The 17,564-nt window shown below is 38.1% G+C and carries 14 protein-coding genes and 1 pseudogene; 6 read left to right on the top strand and 9 right to left on the bottom strand.

Features of this window, described 5'->3' with window-relative positions; all coding sequences use genetic code 11:
• Positions 1-29: 29 nt before the first annotated feature.
• Both R1T16_RS01415 and R1T16_RS01410 read left to right on the top strand, forming a co-directional pair.
• A complete protein-coding gene (locus R1T16_RS01415) occupies positions 30-1,949 on the top strand; it encodes a DUF294 nucleotidyltransferase-like domain-containing protein (RefSeq protein WP_317499271.1) in 1,920 nt (639 codons plus the stop codon).
• A gap of 2 nt (positions 1,950-1,951) precedes the next feature.
• Positions 1,952-2,560: a 3'-5' exonuclease gene (locus tag R1T16_RS01410; protein ID WP_317499270.1), complete on the top strand. Its 609-nt coding sequence runs from the start codon at positions 1,952-1,954 to the stop codon at positions 2,558-2,560.
• A 147-nt stretch (positions 2,561-2,707) separates the two neighbouring features.
• On the opposite strand, the gene R1T16_RS01405 is transcribed toward R1T16_RS01410, so the two are convergent.
• The 9 genes and pseudogenes from R1T16_RS01405 to R1T16_RS01360 all read right to left on the bottom strand — a co-directional run bounded on the left by R1T16_RS01405 (position 2,708) and on the right by R1T16_RS01360 (position 12,307).
• A complete protein-coding gene (locus R1T16_RS01405; protein ID WP_317499269.1) occupies positions 2,708-3,238 on the bottom strand; it encodes a hypothetical protein in 531 nt (176 codons plus the stop codon).
• 82 nt (positions 3,239-3,320) lie between these two features.
• The gene (acs, locus tag R1T16_RS01400) at positions 3,321-5,228 is read right to left on the bottom strand and encodes an acetate--CoA ligase (RefSeq protein ID WP_317499268.1); all 1,908 of its coding nucleotides are present in this window, start codon (positions 5,226-5,228) and stop codon (positions 3,321-3,323) included.
• Positions 5,229-5,310: 82 nt separating this feature from the next.
• Positions 5,311-5,679 (bottom strand): response regulator, encoded by a 369-nt coding sequence (locus R1T16_RS01395; protein WP_317499267.1) that lies wholly within the window; start codon positions 5,677-5,679, stop codon positions 5,311-5,313.
• 7 nt (positions 5,680-5,686) lie between these two features.
• Positions 5,687-8,373 (bottom strand): annotated as a pseudogene (locus R1T16_RS01385) (ATP-binding protein).
• Positions 8,366-8,560 (bottom strand): hypothetical protein, encoded by a 195-nt coding sequence (locus tag R1T16_RS01380; protein ID WP_317499264.1) that lies wholly within the window; start codon positions 8,558-8,560, stop codon positions 8,366-8,368. Before R1T16_RS01380 ends, R1T16_RS01385 begins: the two are co-directional and overlap by 8 nt.
• Before the next feature lie 62 nt (positions 8,561-8,622).
• Positions 8,623-8,841, bottom strand: coding sequence for a DUF6814 family protein (locus R1T16_RS01375; RefSeq protein WP_317499263.1), 219 nt, complete (start codon positions 8,839-8,841; stop codon positions 8,623-8,625).
• Positions 8,842-8,852: 11 nt separating this feature from the next.
• Positions 8,853-10,388, bottom strand: coding sequence for an MFS transporter (locus tag R1T16_RS01370; RefSeq protein ID WP_317499262.1), 1,536 nt, complete (start codon positions 10,386-10,388; stop codon positions 8,853-8,855).
• Positions 10,389-10,409: 21 nt separating this feature from the next.
• A complete protein-coding gene (locus tag R1T16_RS01365) occupies positions 10,410-11,783 on the bottom strand; it encodes a porin (RefSeq protein ID WP_317499261.1) in 1,374 nt (457 codons plus the stop codon).
• A 104-nt stretch (positions 11,784-11,887) separates the two neighbouring features.
• Entirely contained in the window at positions 11,888-12,307 is a 420-nt protein-coding gene (locus R1T16_RS01360) for a terminase gpP N-terminus-related DNA-binding protein (protein ID WP_317499260.1), read from the bottom strand.
• Positions 12,308-12,577: 270 nt separating this feature from the next.
• On the opposite strand from R1T16_RS01360, the gene R1T16_RS01355 reads away from it, so the two are divergent.
• Genes R1T16_RS01355 through R1T16_RS01340 form a run of 4 tightly spaced genes read left to right on the top strand, consistent with a single transcriptional unit; the run spans position 12,578 to position 17,560 of the window.
• Positions 12,578-13,189, top strand: coding sequence for a flavin reductase family protein (locus R1T16_RS01355; RefSeq protein ID WP_317499259.1), 612 nt, complete (start codon positions 12,578-12,580; stop codon positions 13,187-13,189).
• Between the two features lie 3 nt (positions 13,190-13,192).
• On the top strand, positions 13,193-15,502 hold the full coding sequence (locus R1T16_RS01350) for an FAD-dependent monooxygenase (RefSeq protein ID WP_317499258.1): 2,310 nt from the start codon (positions 13,193-13,195) through the stop codon (positions 15,500-15,502).
• Between the two features lie 13 nt (positions 15,503-15,515).
• Positions 15,516-17,132, top strand: a complete 1,617-nt coding sequence (locus tag R1T16_RS01345) for an AMP-binding protein (RefSeq protein ID WP_317499257.1) — start codon at positions 15,516-15,518, stop codon at positions 17,130-17,132.
• A complete protein-coding gene (locus tag R1T16_RS01340; protein ID WP_317499256.1) occupies positions 17,132-17,560 on the top strand; it encodes a thioesterase family protein in 429 nt (142 codons plus the stop codon). The genes R1T16_RS01345 and R1T16_RS01340 overlap by 1 nt, the downstream gene beginning before the upstream one ends.
• The last annotated feature ends 4 nt before the right edge of the window (positions 17,561-17,564 follow it).

The raw sequence follows: 17,564 nt of genomic DNA, 5'->3' as shown, positions 1-17,564 counted from the left end.
CATTACTTTTAAATTCCATTTTCCCAATTATGAAAAACATTGTTGCTCAAGATATTGTCGATTTTTTGAAACACTTCCCTCCTTTTAATACGTTGGAAAGTGGCGACTTACTAGGCATTGCCAACGCTTCTAAAATACTTTATCTGGATAAGAATCAAACGCTATTTAAAGGAGGCGATGCAACTCATCCTTATTTTTACATAGTAAAAGACGGAGCCATAGGTTTATCAATAACTTCAGATGCCGAAGAAACTCTTATAGACAAGTGTGATGAGGGAGATATTTTAGGTTTGAGACCTTTCTTTGCAAAGAATGATTACCTGATGACGGCTAAAGCGCGCGAAGAATCTATTGTTTGTGCAGTTCCAATTGCTGTTTTTCAGCCGTATGTGCAAAATAATCATCAGGTTTTAAACTTTCTTCTTGAGAGCTTCGCTTCTCAAACACGTAATCCACACGATAAAGAGCGTCAGGGAATATTAATTTCTGAGAATCATCTGTTTAACGATCAGGTAGCGGATATACAGTACTATCAGCCTATTAAATATACTAAAAATCCTATTACGGCTAATGCTGATGACATACTCAGGTTTATTGCCAAAACAATGGCAAACAGTGCTATAGGCAGCGTTATTATACAGGATAACCAGTTGCCTGTAGGAATTATTACAGACAGGGATCTACGGATTAAAATAGCTACAGGGCAATACTCTATTGACGTAGATGCCAGGACTATTATGACCAGCCCTGTTATCACCGTACCTGAAAATATTTCTGTGGCAGAAGCGCAAATGGTAATGCTTAAAAACAATGTTGGTCATTTATGTGTTACACAGGATGGTACTAACAAATCTCATATAAGCGGTATTATTAGTGAACATGATGTGATTGCAGCGCAATCTAATACACCGGGAATTTTGCTTAAGCAAACGCGAAGAGCCAGTAATGCAAAGGAATTAAAGTACGTCCGTGAAAAACTTACCGATCTCATACAAAATTCGATAGATACAAATATTCCTATTTCTCATATATCTAATATAGTTTCAGAAATAAATACAGAACTTACCCGCCGCGCGATTGAGTTGGCCGTAGAAAGAATTGGCATACCTCCCCCTGCCCGCTTTACATGGGTAAACATTGGCAGCCAGGGACGTAAAGAACAATTGCTTAAAACAGATCAGGATAATGCACTTGTATTTGAAGACGTTGAAACTGAACAATATGATGATGTTAAAACCTATTTTCAGGAACTTGCCGAAGCTGTAAACCAAATTCTTGAAAAAGTTGGATACGAACCATCGCCAAGCGGCCTGCTGGCAAGTAATCCTTTGTGGTGTAAATCACTGTCGGCGTGGATAAAACAGTACAATACGTGGATAAATACTCCTGCTGAAAAAGGTGTTGAGCTAAGCACAACATTTTTTGATTTTGATTTTATATACGGCAACGCAGAAATTGAAGAAATGCTTCTTTCTAACATTGAGCACAATATGAACCAAAATAAGAAATTTTTTGGCTTTATGGCAGCTGACACTCTTAGGAATTTACCACCGTTAGGTTTTTTCAGGCAATTTTTGGTAGAAAATGACGGTGAGCATAAAGATGCGTTTGACATTAAAAGCCGCGCACTGGAACCATTGATTGATGCGGCCAGGGTTTTAGCGCTCAGCCATAATTTATTTGAAATTACAAATACCTATCACAGATTTAAAAAGCTTGCCGAACTTGAACCAAAAAATGCAGATCTTTACGAAGAATGTGCTGAAGCCTTTAACACCCTTATGAGATTTAGGACTGAAGAAGGATTAATTAATGATTCTAACGGCAGGTATCTAAATTTGAATGACTTATCGAAAATAGATAAAGTAAAACTTAAAAATTGTTTTGAACCTATAAACGAAGTTCAGGATATTATTAAAAATCGTTTCCCAATAACTTATATAAACTAAAAATGGCATTTGACTGGCTAACAGGAAATAACGTACCTCAATTCTGGAAAAATTATGTTTCACTTTTCGATAAAGACGATGATAACAAAATAAAACGTTATGTTGTTTTTGATATGGAAACTTCAGGCCTGGATTGGAAAGAAGACGTCATACTTTCTATAGGGGCAATCGGTGTTATTAAGAGTGCTATAGAAATCGGAGATTTTTTTGAAACTACAATAAAACAGGAAAGCTTTTCACCACAATCCGTTGCATTACAAGGTGTACTAAAAGAAAATAAAGAGAAAGTTGTTGAGGCTGAAGCAATGATACAATTTTTAAACTTTGTAAAAGATGCTACACTTGTAGGACACAATATAAATCTTGATATAGAGATGATAAATCAGGCTCTTAAAAGGCTGGATTTAGGAAGGATTAAAAATCCTTTTATGGATACAAATGTACTTTTTCAGCGTTGGAAAGGATTACCCGATGATTCAAAAACGTCTCTTGAAGATGTATGCGATGCATTAAAAATACGAAAAGACGAAAGGCATACCGCATCAGGTAATGCATACCTCACAGCACTTGTGTTTTTAAAACTAAAAAACAAATTAGGCTTACAGGAATAATTAATTATTGCATCCGGAGTAGTCGATCATAATATGCTTCTCTACGTAAGAAAACTGCACAAGCTCAAAAAAGACTGTCCTGATATTTTTATGATTGTAAGCATACACTTCTTTTATAATACCATTTGGGAAATTATCGCCTTTTTACTATTTTCTATAGAGTATATCTGTAGGATTTAAGACAGGATGATTAAATCCAGCAGTGTTATCAATTATATAATAATTATCAGGAATTACTTTACCCTCTTTATGTTTTAGCCTTTTTAGCATGAAATTATTAAAAGAAATTCCGTTTATAATAGTATCCTTTTGTGGTACAAATAGGTAATCTTTAACGTTTTTATAAGAGCTGTTTTCTTTTCTACGCTCTACAGGGCATTTTAAACCTATGTGAGTTACAAAAAAGTCATTGTAGCTGATTTCTGAATGATATGATTTACCATTTTCTAAAGTTAAATTCAACTTAATTGTATCACAGTTTATAAATGCATAAAGCATATAACTGCTGTCTTTGCTATTTATAAAATCATAACGAAGGCAATGATCATCTGTCAATCCATTTCCATATTCATCATCATATATTTTGTATTCAGCAACGTAATCAAATGAATAGTCTTTTTGTGCAGAAGCTAATGTTGTAATGAGTATGGTGAACAGTAATACTATTTGTCTGATCATGATATTTAATTATTTTCAAATGCAATTATAAAAAAAAGCGGCCCTTTTACAAAGCCGCCATCTTCAATTTAAATAAAAAAAACTAAAGTTTTCCATCCTTAATTTCGTCTACTATTTCAGGATTTAATAATGTTGATGTATCGCCAAAGTTAGAAAAGTCGCCTTCGGCTATTTTTCTAAGTATTCGTCTCATGATTTTTCCTGAGCGTGTTTTTGGCAGACCAGATACAAACTGTATTTTGTCAAGCTTGGCAATTGGGCCTATATGGCTGGATATGTGTTCGTTAATTTCTTTAGATAAATTATCCCTGTCTCGTCCTGAGCCAGATTCCTTAAGAATAATAAAGCCATAAAGAGCGTTACCTTTAACATCGTGAGGAAATCCTACAATGGCAGACTCTGCAACTGCAGGATGTTCATTGATAGCATCTTCAATTGGCGCCGTGCCAAGATTGTGTCCTGAAACAATAACAACGTCGTCTACCCTGCCTGTAATTCTATAGTAACCTACTTCATCTCTTAAAGCGCCATCTCCCGTAAAATATTTACCCGGGAAAGTTGAAAAGTATGTGTCTTTAAAACGCTGATGGTCTCCCCATATTGTTCTTGCCATTCCCGGCCATGGAAACTTGATACAAAGGCTGCCGACAACCTGATTGCCCTCAATCTCATTACGAAGCTCATCCATTAAAACAGGCTGGATTCCCGGCAATGGTAATGTAGCATAGGTTGGTTTAGTAGGTGTTACAAATGGTATTGGCGAAAGCATAATACCACCTGTTTCTGTTTGCCACCACGTATCAACAATCGGTGACTTCTTTTTACCCACATGGTCATTATACCAATGCCACGCTTCCTCATTTATAGGCTCCCCTACCGACCCTATAACTTTTAATGTTGAAAGGTCATGTTTATCCACCCATTCCCAATTTTCTTTTGCTAATGAACGTATTGCTGTAGGAGCTGTATAAAACTGAGTGATTTTATGTTTGTCTATAACCTCCCAGAAACGGCCAAAATCAGGGTAAGAAGGTATCCCTTCAAAAATAACTGTAGTTGCACCATTTAATAATGGTCCGTATAATATATAAGAGTGCCCGGTAATCCAGCCGATATCGGCAGTACACCAGTAAATGTCGTTTTCCTCGTAAGCGAATATGTTTTTAAAAGTATAGGCGGCGTAAACCATGTATCCTGCAGTAGTATGCAGCATACCTTTAGGTTTGCCTGTTGAACCTGAAGTATAAAGAATAAATAGAGGATCTTCAGCATCCATGATTTCAGCAACATTATTGCCCACAGCTTCATCAAGAAGCGGCTGAAGCCATTGATCACGGCCTTCCTTCATCTCTACCTTACCATTTGTCCTTTTCGCTACAAGCACTTTTTCTACCGTTGGACATTTTAAAAGTGCCTCATCTACAATAGACTTAAGCTCTATAGTTTTATTACCACGGAAACCGCCATCTGAAGTAATGACCATTTTACAGCCCGAGTCAACAATCCTCGCTGTTACTGCAGAAGCGGAAAACCCTGCAAACACAACAGAGTGTATTGCTCCAATCCTGGCACAAGCCAATACTGAAACGGCAAGATCGGGTATCATTGGCAAATAGATACATACCCTGTCTCCTTTCTTAATTCCCTGCTCGCGCAAAACGTTAGCCATTTTAGATACGCGCTCATACAATTCATTATATGTAATGTGTACAGCTTCCTCGTCAGGATTATTAGGTTCAAAGATTATGGCAGTCTTCTCACCTCTTTTTGCCAAATGCCTGTCTATACAGTTTTTGGTAATGTTTACTTTTGCATTGACAAACCATTTAACTTCAGCCTCCTGCATATCAAATTCTACAACCTTGTCCCATTTTTGGTACCATGTAAAATTTTCATCAGCTATCTTATCCCAAAATTTTCTAGGTTCGCGTATAGATTTATTATAATGCTTAAAGTATTGCTCTAAGTTTTTTACCTGATAGTAACTCATATCTTTTAATAGTAGTTGTTTTCGTTAATATTGTAAATATAGCAAAACATACATTCTCAAACGATGTATTTATGCTAAAATTCTATACATGATTTACCAATTGATTTACCTCCTCAATCAGTTTTTTTACAGAAAATGGCTTGGTCATATATAAATTGGCTCCAAGTGCCATACCTCGCTGAATATCAGATGTTTTATTCTTCGCAGACAAGAAAATCACCTTACAGCCACTTAGTTTTTCATCCTGCTTAATCTGTTCCAGTGTTGCATAACCATCAACCATTGGCATCATTACGTCCAATATGATAATATCCGGTAGTTCTGTTTTTAAAATATCCAATGCTTCCTGCCCGTCGCGAGCTATAAATACTTCAAAATTATTCTTCCTGAAGGTATATTCAAGTGACATAACTATGTTAGGTTCGTCATCTACAATCAATATTTTCTTCATCTCGCAATCATTGCATTTTAGGTAGTGTAAAGATAAGACAGGCCCCACCATTTTCATTGTTTTCGGCCCAAATTTTTCCTTTGTGATGCTCGACAATCTGGCGGCTTATTGCAAGGCCCAATCCGCTCCCAACGGGTTTTTTAATATTCTGATTGTTAGATTGGTAAAACTTATCAAATATATTTTCCATATCTTGAAACGTAATGCCCTTGCCATTATCAGATACTCTGGTTATTATTTCAGTGTCATTTTGTTCTGTGGTTATAGTTATAACCCCGTCTACATCCGGACAAAATTTAATCGCGTTGGAAAGTAAATTTGTAATAACCTGTACCATTCGGTCCTCGTCGTACATTGCGATCAGATTATCAATTGATATAAATTCAACGGAAATTCCTTTGTTTTTTATCAGTTGTTGCAGTGGTTCTAATGATTTTTCAATCGTTTCACCGAGGTTATGGCTCGATGCATTTATGATTTGTTTACCGTTTCAAATTTTTCAAGGTCAAGTATTTTATCGATGAGCCTGCTCAATCGGTCCGATTCCGACATTATGTTTTGTAAAAATTGTTTTCGCAGTTCCTCAGGCATATCTTCATCGTCATGAAGGATTTCGCCTGCTGCTTTAATGGCAGTGATAGGCGTTCTGAGTTCATGGGTAACAGTATCCAGAAATTCATCTTTTTGATGGTCTTTCCAAAGCAGTTTCTCGTTAGCTTTTTGAAGTTCAGCCGTAATGGATTTTAACTCATTAGATGTTTCTGTCAGCTTTTTATTTATAATAATATTTTCTTTAGACTCTTCAAGTATCTTTAGCACTTCAGGCAGGGTAATCTTTTCTTCTTTTACAACGCTGGAAATTAATATTTTTGCCGAAGCCGTACCAATATGTCCCGTAAGCAGGTTTTCTGCAAATTTTATAAGCCTTGCATCGGCAAGTTCCTGATCCTTATCTACATCATATTTAACCTGAAAAATATTTAGAGCCCTTCGCGTGCGGTCCTCTCCCAGAAAACGCTTGAGTATCATGGTTATGTCACTCGTATAAGCAGTTCCTTTCCATATAAAAGCATTTTCGTGCATTGTAATGTACTTATCAATATCTACAAACATCTCGGCATAATTCCGTTCCCTGTAATTTCCTTTAAAGCTTACAGATACGGCCAGATAAGTAAAAATATTAAAGAACATACTCCAAAATAGAGCGTGTGGAACCGGAGCGAGATAATCAAGGCCAAGCAAGGCAAAAGGTTTTAAGCTTTCTATGCCAAAAAGCCCTTCGGTAACAAAATAATTACCTGTGTGTGTCACGCCTGTGGCATAGGGAATAAGAAGCGTGTAGGTACAGACTAAAAAACCAATGATAATGCCTGTGGTTGCCCCTTTACGCGATCCCCTCCTCCAAAAAATTGCTCCAAAAAATGATGGTGCTAACTGGGCAATTATCACAAATGATAAAAGGCCAATGGATACGAGGTCATAATCCAGCACTAAAACCCTGTAGATAAAATATGATATTATGATAAGACTAAAGATGCCAACTTTCCTTATATTCACAATGCGCTTGGTATTCTCCGTCTGGTTACCCGCCTGCAGCGTTCCTAAAAAGCCATATGGAATTAATATATTGTTACTAAGCATAGTAGATAAGCCGATTGAAGATACTACTATCATTGAAATGGCTGCTGAAAATCCTCCCAGAAATACGAGTACTGTAACCGTTTTATTATTTAAAGCCTGCGGTATAAGTAAGGAATAGGTATCTGCGTTTACAGTGCTTCCTTCAAAAATTATATTTCCGCCCCACGCTATAGGATATACAAAAATATTGATAAGCAGCATATATAAAGGGAATAACCAAACTGCTGTTTTTATGTGTGATTCCCTGTTGTTTTCAATAACACCCATCTGAAACTGCCGTGGGAGAAGGAAAATGGCAAATAATGACAAAATGCATAGGAATGACCAGTTAATAGCCTGAGGAATTCCGCCAATTGTATTCTTTTCGGCAAAACTGCCCATTTGACTGGCCTGGTTATAAATATCATCAAAACCATCAAATACAAAGAAGGTAACATAGACACCAACCAGGATAAAAAAGAAGAGTTTCAGTAATGATTCTAAAGCTACTGCCGTAACAATTCCTTTTCTTTTTTCTGACGCATCAACATAACGTGTGCCATAATATGATGCAAATAAAGCCAATGCTATCGCTACATAAGTAGTTGTGTCATTAAAAACACTATCAGACGATCTTGTTAAAGTTACAATATGGAAAGTTTCGGCTATTGCCTTGAGCTGTAATGCTATATATGGTAAAATTCCTAAAAGACATATAGCTGTCACTAATGCTCCAAGTAAGCGGCTGTTGCCATATCTAAGCGAGATAAAATCAGCTATACTGGAAATTTTATTTACCCTAGATATTCGAATTATTTTTCGGAGTATAAGCATCCAGGCAGGTATTATCATTATTGGGCCAATGTACACGGGCAGGTAGCCTAAACCCGACTTAGCCGCAACTCCAATACTACCATAGTAGGTCCATGCAGAACAATACACCGCAAGTGATAATGAATAGATATAGGGATTATTTGTCCATTTAGAGTTTGCCTTTTTTTCGGCCCAATGTGCAACAAAAAAAAGCAGCGCCAAATACATAGATAATATGATTAGTAAAGCTGCACTACTCATAATATCTTTTTATTACGTAGAGTGAAACCAATATTGAAGCCAGCCAAACAGAAAAAAAATATACATAAATAACAGGTATTCCTAAAACTGGTTCGGCACTGTCAAATAACAGCAGGAATGGCATATTAAATGCCATAAGCAATAGTATTGATAGTATTATGAGTTTCTGTTCGTGTCTTTTTTTCATATCCATTATTAAAAACCATAGCCCCGTTGAGGAGCTATGGAAATTTATAAAAAATAAATCAATTATACATTATCATATTCACCTCTAAGGGCATAATAACCAAAAGTACCCAACCCTAAAGATATTAGCGGTGTCAATACAAATAACAGGATGATTCCAAACACAAGGTCATCAATTTTACCCGACGTAAACCTTGGCCATCCAAAACTTATACAATAGTATGCCGATGCTGCTGCCAGTGCCAACCACACAATTCCTAGTATTCTTTTTAATGCTTTCATATATTTTTCTATTAATCGTGTTCTACGTTGTTTTTAGATTTAAGATATATCATACCTATAGCGAAACTTATTGCAGCAATTATAATAGGATACCACAAGCCTTCAAGGTAAAACTTGGCATCTCCCGCATCTTTTGCTGTTGTTACAAAATAAGTCGATACCGCAGGAAGTAATCCGCCAAATATCCCGTTACCTACATGGTAAGGCAGTGACATAGATGTATACCTGATTTTTACAGGGAACATCTCTACCAGGAAAGCTGCAATTGGACCATAAACCATTGTTACAAATATTACCTGGATGAAACACAGCAGAATCAACGTCCACTTATCAGAATCATTGACAGTAATTGTTGTTTTTGTATCGGCTTTTGCTTTACCATCAACCATTATAGGCTGTCCATTTTCTAAATGTACAGTTTTTACCTGTTTGTAAACCGTACCATCTGTATAAACTTTATTTGTAGTATATACCGAATCAAGTGTACCCGATTTTGTTTCTTTAGTGATTGCATCGAGTTTTGTATCGGCAACAACTTCCGTTTTTGCGGCGACATCAACGGTAGTATACATTTTATCATAAATAGGCCTGTATAATAATATAGCTGCCAGCATACCCAGCATCATAATCGCTTTACGGCCAACTTTATCGCTCAGCCAACCAAAGAACACAAAGAAAGGTGTAGCAAATAGTAATGCAATACCTAATAGTCCATCAACCTGAGAAGATTCTACAAACATTACGGTTTTCATAAAACTCATGGCATAGAACTGCCCTGTGTACCAAACAACACCCTGCCCCATTGCTGCCCCAAAGAGTGCCAAAAGGATAAACTTGAGGTTGAATTTATTTCCAAAACTTTCCTTAAGCGGATTTGTACTTGTCTTTCCTTCGGCTTTTGCCTTAGCAAATACAGGAGACTCGTGCATTTTTCTTCTTATGAAATAAGAAACGATAACCATGAGGATAGAAATCCAGAATGGTACCCTCCATCCCCATTCATCAAAAGCTTGTTCTGATAATGTACCTCTTGTAACAAGGATTACCATTAATGAAATGAATAATCCGAAGGTAGCAGTTGTCTGTATCCATGAAGTCCAGTAGCCACGCTGCCCCTTAGGAGCATGTTCGGCAACATACGTAGCAGCACCGCCATATTCGCCTCCAAGCGCTAAGCCTTGCAATAAACGCAGTACAAGAACAAGTAGTGGTGCAAAGAAACCTATCGTCTCATAGCTGGGTATGCATCCTATTAAAAATGTTGCCCCTCCCATAAGTAAAAGCGTAACCATAAAAGTATATTTCCTGCCTATAAGATCGCCAAGACGGCCAAAAAACAGTGCCCCGAAAGGCCTAACCACAAAACCTGCTGCAAATGTTGCCAATGTAGAAAGAAATGCCGCGGTAGGATTGTCGGCAGGGAAAAATTTAGTAGAGATCACAACAGCAAGGCTTCCGAAGATATAGAAGTCATACCATTCTATCAATGTGCCCAGGGATGAAGCGGTAATTACCTTCCAGATTCCCTTAGTAGATGTATTGCTCATAGTAATAGTGTTAGTTTTATATTATAGATAGATGTGTAGTTGAACGATAAGTTCGCCTTTAAGGCTTGATGAATCAGGAGAAGTATAAACAGGACGTGTAGAATACTGCGCCGTTATCTTTGCATGCTGGCCATCAAGGTGAAAATTTGTACCAATATCAAACTGGGTGCTTGATTTATCAAGAGCTTCAAAATTCTTGTACGTAAAGGCTCCAAACGGCTGTACTCTTACAGCAGGTTTTTCTGAAGAATCAGGTATCATAAATCCTGCCTGTGTGTACCAGATATTTCCTGTACCCATGGTTGGCTGAAGATTTCCTGCACCGGCAAGTGCCGCCTGGCCTGTAAAATCTGGATTAGCTACACCAACATTCATTATACCCAGGTTTCGCAGGTAATTAGGACCAAAGTCATAATTATAGAAAACACTATACGCAGTAATAGCCATTCTTTTTTTGGGATCTCCTAACGGTATATCCAGAAAAGCATCTGCCGCAAAAAGTTTTATGTCATGTCTCTTAATCTCGCCGGCCACAGAACTTTTTGTAGCATCTGGTGCTATATAAAAGCCTGCACCTAAATTAAATACTTTTTTTGTCCCCAGGTAACTGCCCACTTTATAAGGCAGCAGGTTAGACTCCTGCTCTAAAAACTGATATTCAACATATCCGGCTTTAGACCACTTAGTATTTCCGCTATTATCAACTGCTACCTGAAGATCGGACGTAGGCACATCTACAGGTACAAGATTTGTAGCAAACGGTTTATTATAACTGAATCGATATTCAAATTTACCATATTTACCTTTTGCGAATATTCCCATCTGTCGAGCGAACTGATCAGAGTTTTCTATAAGCGGCCAGTTAAATATGGGTGCATCAATAGCAAGATAATTTAGTGTGGAAGACATTGTCATACGGGAAAGGCCGGTATAATAATGTAATCCCCCTCCTAACGAAAGACTGAATTTTTTACTTGCCTCCGGTAATATTACCGCATATTCATTCCATACATCGTGAAAGAACATTCCCGGTTTTTTGCCTTGTCCGTAGCCACCCGTTCCTGTAGTTCCTGCAGCACCACCGTTAGTAAAGGTTTGATTATTTATACCAAAGTGTGTTAATATCATATACCTTTTAGAAATCTGGGCATACAGTAATATCCTTAACCTTCTATTGCCAATATCTGTACTATTTGTGGCTTCTTCCCCGTTTATCATGGTACCGGGATTCATCTCTGTAGACCTGAACCATACCTGATTCCACGCGATGAGCCTCATGTACTTAGTACCAGTGGTGTCAAGATTAAATTTTAACCAAGATCCATATTCCGGCGAACCCTGAGAAAAAGCGGCCATCGAAAACAGCAGGCCCGCTATAATGTAAATTCGTTTCATAGATTGTTTGGTTTATCAGTTAAAAAACGTTTTCGTTACCACCAAATTCTAAAATCGAATCGAAGAAATATATATCGAATATATATTTTTGTAAAGAGGTATAGCTAATCTTTAAAACGCTCCCATTTTATAAGCATAAATTTATCTCCAAGCTCTGTAATTATCATGCCTGCGCCCGATAACTGATCCTTATTTTTAAGATGTTCAATAAGCTCTGAATGGTTGAATATCTTGTAGGTAGGATGATAATCACCGTGAGATGGCTTCTTGATTTTAAATTCTTTAACCCAATTGCTTACCGTAACGTGAGAAACCCCTATTATGCGTTCTATTTCACGAAAGCTAAGCCCTTCAAGGTATAGCTGTAAAGCTTTGGTTACGTAATAATTATCTATTTTCTTTCCCAGCTTATTAACTGTAAAATAATACCTGCACTTTTTGCATAAATACCTCTGTTTATCATTGATTACGCCACTTTTAACTATTGTACTGCTTTGGCACTTCGGACAGGATAAAATCTCCATATATATTTATTTTGCATAAATATACTAATTTAGCAATTATATAAAAATGAATAATAAATTTTAATTCGATATTTTTTGATTAAAGTATAATTTTACACCCTTAATAAATAATAATTATTAATTTTTATACATCATCCGATAGCTCTGAAAATCAACCTATACCTTAATAATAATTAATATATTATTCTGAATTACACTATTAAATAACAAAATTGTTTAAAATTTGGTGCTTAATTTTTCTTTTATTTGCACTAATCATTATTGATAATTATGAAAATTGATCCTGAGCATACAAGCCAGAAAGATATATACAAAATCCTTACAGGTACAGTAATACCGAGACCTATAGGATGGGTATCTTCTATAAGTGAAGATGGCATACCTAACCTTGCCCCTTTTTCTTTTTTTAATGCAGTGGGCGAAGATCCACCGCATGTAATGTTCTCGACAGTAAGAAGCGGAAACATCAATAAGGACACACTTAATAATGTATTGGCTACAAAGCAATTTGTGGTAAATATGGCAACAGAAGATCTGGTAGAAGCTATGAATGCTACCTCTTTAAACCTCCCGCCGGATGGCAATGAATTTGATTATGCAGGTCTTACGCCCATAGCTTCAGATTTTGTAAAGCCGCCAAGAGTAAAAGAAAGTCCGGTTGCAATGGAATGCGAACTCGTACACCACTATAGCCTTGAAGGCCATAAAGACGGTGGCGCAACTATAATGATAGGAAGGATAGTAATGTTTCATGTGGATGAATCGATATTACTGCCCGATTATAAAATAAACCAGGACGCTTACAGACCTATAGCAAGGCTTGCCGGCTGGAATTACGCTAAACTAGGAGAGATTTTTTCAATTAAAAGACCATTTGTATAAATAATGAAAGTAACAGTTATAGGCGGCGGCCCGGGTGGATTGTATTTTTCGATCCTTTTAAAGAAAGCTATGCCCGATTGCGATGTTAGCATATACGAACGCAACAAAGCTGACGATTCATTTGGATTTGGCGTAGTATTCTCTGATGAGACACTTAGCGAATTCCTCACACGCGATCCTCAGTCATACGATCTTATACGAACTAAATTTGCTTACTGGGACGAACTTGATGTAGCCCGAGATGGCGAGAAAGTACGCATTACCGGCAATGGTTTCTGCGGATGTTCCCGTAAAACATTATTGCAATTATTACAGCAACGCTGTAGCGAAGAAGGTGTTAACCTTAATTTCGAAGCGAATGTAGATAATTTAAGCCAGTTTGCTGATTCTGATATCATCGTTGTAGCAGACGGTATTAATAGCGGAGTACGCGACAAATTTGCTTCGGATTTTGGTACGAAGACTGAAATGAAAAGCAACCGCTTTGTATGGATGGGATCTACCCGCCCATTGGATGCTTTCACCTATTTTTTCAGGACCACACCTTACGGAACTTTTGTAGCACACAGCTACCAGTACGAAGAAGGCATGAGCACCTGGATATTTGAAACTACAGATGAGACGTGGCAAAAAGCAGGATTTAGCGTTACAGATGAAGAAGATACTATTAATAAATTACTTGATATATTCAAAGAAGAACTTGATGGACACGGACTAATATCTAACCGTTCGCATTGGAGGCAATTCCCCGCCGTAACTAATGATAAATGGAGCAAAGATAATATTGTATTGCTTGGAGATGCTAAGGCCACAGCACACTACTCTATTGGATCAGGAACAAAACTGGCTATGGAATGCGCGATCGCACTGGCAGACTCGGTTATAAAATACGAAACAGATACAAAAGCTGTTTTTGCTAATTATGAAAAGCTGCGCCGCAACCGTGTTGAAATGATTCAGCATGCTGCCAATGTATCGCTGGATTGGTTCGAACATGTGGACAGGCACATTCAGCATCCCTTTATGCAGTTTGCCTTCAGCGTAATGACAAGGGCTAAGAAAGTAACCTTTGAAAATCTGGCGCTACGTGACCCGTCTTTCCCGCAAAAAGTGCAAGCCGAATTCACTACAACTGCAGGCAAACAATCTAACATATCGCCGGCATTCACTCCTTTTACGTTAAGAGGAATGACAGTTGACAACCGTATTGTAATGAGCCCTATGGAGCAATATTCTGCTGAAGAAGGTAAGGTCTCCGATTGGCATCTGATGCATTATGGATCGCGTGCTACAGGCGGTGTCGGACTAATCTTAACCGAAGCTACAGCAATATCTTCAACCGGAAGAATAACTTTAGGATGCCCTGGTATATATACTAAAGAACAAACAGTTGCATGGAAACGTATAACTGATTTTATCCATCTAAACAGCACATCTAAAATTGGAATCCAGATAGGCCATTCAGGACGAAAAGGCGCGGTGCAATTTCCTTGGCAGGATGGCGGCAGCCCTATTGAAAATGCATGGGATTTAATCTCCGCCTCCCCTATCCCCTACAGTTCAAATATGGGCACTCCTAAGGAAATGACTTCGGAGGATATGGAAAGTATTGCTACTGAATTTGTAAACGGCGCAAAAAATGCTGATGAAGCAGGATTTGATATGATAGAACTTCAGGTACATCACGGGTTTCTTTTGGCATCGTTCCTTTCTCCGCTAACTAACATCCGTAAAGACGAATTTGGCGGAAGCATTGAAAACAGGTTAAAATTCCCAATTAGGGTATTTAAAGCCATGCGACACGTTTTCCCTGAAAACAAGCCCATGAGCGTACGCATATCAGCATCAGACTGGGCTGTGGGTGGAATTACTGAAGAAGATGTAATAATTATTGCCCAGGCATTTAAAGATGCAGGAGCAGATATTATAAATGTGTCTACCGGATTAACCGTAGAAAACCAAAAGCCTGCTGTAGGCAGGATGTGGCAAACGCCATTCTCTGATATGGTGCGTAACGAAGTACATGTACCAACCATCACCGCAGGATATATTCAGGATATCGACCAGATTAATACAATCCTTTTAAATGGCCGTGCCGATCTTGTTGCCCTTGGCAAGACATTGCTGCTCGATACAGCTTTTGTACGCAATGCACAGGCATACGAGCAATACAATGCTAATGATTTGCTGTCGGTAGGTATACCCAAACAATATATGTCGGCGGCATCGCACCATTATCCTTATAAAAGTGGCGAACGCAAAGCCATGGAAGGAATGAAAAAAGCATTAAAACCCATAACTCATAAAAAGTAATACACACTTAGTGATGAAACATTACGAAGATAATTTTGCACACAATCATTTACCGCATCCTTCTTTGCAGGCAGAATGTTTTACAGGGCATCCGGATTTTGAGTTTCCGGAAGACCTGAATTGCGTAGAAAAGCTTTTAGACAGGCATGTGACAGAAGGTAACGGTGACAGGATTGCTATCCGTACTTTTGAAACCGTATGGACTTTTAACGACCTGTATGAAAAAGCCAACCAGATAGCGCACGTACTGACTGAAAATCTGGATTTTAAAGCGGGTAACAGGGTACTAATACGTTCGGCTAACAACCCAATGTATGTGGCATGCTGGTTTGGTATACTAAAGGCGGGCGGAATTGCAGTTGCAACAATGCCCCTGCTGCGTGAAAAAGAACTTAGCGTGATGATAGAAAGTGCCGAAATATCGCATGTTTTGTGCGATTACAGGCTGGAAGAAGCTATGCTGGAGGTTAAATCGCCCTTCCTTAAACACCTGGTTACTTTTGATGGTACTGCCGAAGGTGTTTCTAAACTGGAAACACTTATGGGTAATAAGGCCAAAGTGTTCGTTAACTATCCAACAAAATCTAACTCACTATCAATCATCGGCTTTACATCGGGCACTACCGGAAAGCCAAAAATGACATCGCATTACCACAAAGATATATTACTGATCTGCGAAGCCTTTCCAAAATATTCGCTCCAGCCAACTCCTGATGATGTATTTACCGGAAGCCCGCCGCTTGGATTCACCTTTGGCCTTGGCGGCTTGGTTTTATTTCCATTTTATTATGGAGCATCAACAGTATTAATAGAAAAACCAACACCTGAATTACTGCTTAAAGCAATTGAAGATTATAAAGTGACAATTTGCTTTACCGCCCCTACTGCGTGGCGGGTATTGACAACTAAAGTAAATGAATTTGATATATCGTCTTTACGCAAATGTGTGTCTGCCGGAGAAACTTTGCCTGTAAAGGTTTGGGAAGACTGGTGTGAAGCCACGGGATTAAGGATAATAGACGGTATCGGATCAACCGAAATACTACATATCTTTATTTCTTCCAATGAAGAAAATATGCGTAAAGGTGCAACAGGTCTGCCTGTTCGCGGTTACGAAGCCAGAATCGTTGATAAAAAAGGAAATGAAGTTGCAACCGGTACACCGGGACGACTTGCCGTAAGGGGAATTACAGGCTGTAAATACCTGAACAGCCCTGACAAGCAAAAAGAATATGTTGAAAACGGCTGGAATATTACCGGGGATATATTTAAACAAGACGAAGATGGTTATTTTTGGTTCGTAGCCCGTGGCGATGACATGATTATTTCATCAGGCTATAATATAGCAGCTATTGAGGTAGAAAGCGTCTTGCTTACCCACGAAGATATTGCAGAGTGCGCCGTAGTTGGCCTTGCTGACGAAAACCGGGGTATGCTGGTTTGCGCCTACATTGTACTTAAAGATAAAGAAAAAGCTTGCGATGCTTTAACCAAAACAATACAGGATTGGTTTAAACAGGTTGCAGCACCTTATAAATACCCAAGAGAGATACGTTATATGGCTGCCCTTCCTAAAACGGAGACTGGTAAAATACAGCGATTTAAACTTAAAACAACATTACAAGCCTAATGGAAAACGCATTTATAAAGAAAGAAAAAGTCCGCTTTCAGCATGTGGATTATGCAGGAATTGTATTCTATCCAAGATTTTTAGAAATGCTGAACTGCCTGGTAGAGGATTTTTATGAAGAAGCTTTACACCTGCCTTTTAAAAACATTCATAAGACCGGTGGTATACCTACGGTTGATCTTAAGATTCAGTTTAAAAAAGCAGCCCGTCTTGGCGATGAGCTAACAAAATACCTTTGGATAAAAAACCTTGGTGGCTCGTCTATGGTTTGTGGATTTAAATTTGAACACGAAGATGGCTCTGTTTGCCTGGAAGGCGAGGTAACGCTTGTAAAAGTAGACTTCCTAAATGACAGAGGTGATATTAAGTCAAGCCCTTTTGGAGATGAAATGAGGGTGAAACTTGAAAAATATAAAATTCAAAATTAAAGAT

Source organism: Flavobacterium sp. DG1-102-2 (assembly GCF_033042555.1).
Classification (GTDB): Bacteria; Bacteroidota; Bacteroidia; order Flavobacteriales; family Flavobacteriaceae; genus Flavobacterium.
This window is presented reverse-complemented; position numbering and strand designations above follow the sequence as displayed.

Coding starts and splice junctions, on each gene's coding strand:
- R1T16_RS01340 (WP_317499256.1), top strand. CDS start 17,132: ATGGAAAACGCATTTATAAAGAAAGAAAAAGTCCGCTTTCAGCATGTG.
- R1T16_RS01380 (WP_317499264.1), bottom strand. CDS start 8,560: ATGAAAAAAAGACACGAACAGAAACTCATAATACTATCAATACTATTG.
- R1T16_RS01350 (WP_317499258.1), top strand. CDS start 13,193: ATGAAAGTAACAGTTATAGGCGGCGGCCCGGGTGGATTGTATTTTTCG.
- R1T16_RS01355 (WP_317499259.1), top strand. CDS start 12,578: ATGAAAATTGATCCTGAGCATACAAGCCAGAAAGATATATACAAAATC.
- R1T16_RS01395 (WP_317499267.1), bottom strand. CDS start 5,679: ATGAAGAAAATATTGATTGTAGATGACGAACCTAACATAGTTATGTCA.
- R1T16_RS01365 (WP_317499261.1), bottom strand. CDS start 11,783: ATGAAACGAATTTACATTATAGCGGGCCTGCTGTTTTCGATGGCCGCT.
- R1T16_RS01405 (WP_317499269.1), bottom strand. CDS start 3,238: ATGATCAGACAAATAGTATTACTGTTCACCATACTCATTACAACATTA.
- R1T16_RS01360 (WP_317499260.1), bottom strand. CDS start 12,307: ATGGAGATTTTATCCTGTCCGAAGTGCCAAAGCAGTACAATAGTTAAA.
- R1T16_RS01375 (WP_317499263.1), bottom strand. CDS start 8,841: ATGAAAGCATTAAAAAGAATACTAGGAATTGTGTGGTTGGCACTGGCA.
- R1T16_RS01415 (WP_317499271.1), top strand. CDS start 30: ATGAAAAACATTGTTGCTCAAGATATTGTCGATTTTTTGAAACACTTC.
- acs (WP_317499268.1), bottom strand. CDS start 5,228: ATGAGTTACTATCAGGTAAAAAACTTAGAGCAATACTTTAAGCATTAT.
- R1T16_RS01370 (WP_317499262.1), bottom strand. CDS start 10,388: ATGAGCAATACATCTACTAAGGGAATCTGGAAGGTAATTACCGCTTCA.
- R1T16_RS01345 (WP_317499257.1), top strand. CDS start 15,516: ATGAAACATTACGAAGATAATTTTGCACACAATCATTTACCGCATCCT.
- R1T16_RS01410 (WP_317499270.1), top strand. CDS start 1,952: ATGGCATTTGACTGGCTAACAGGAAATAACGTACCTCAATTCTGGAAA.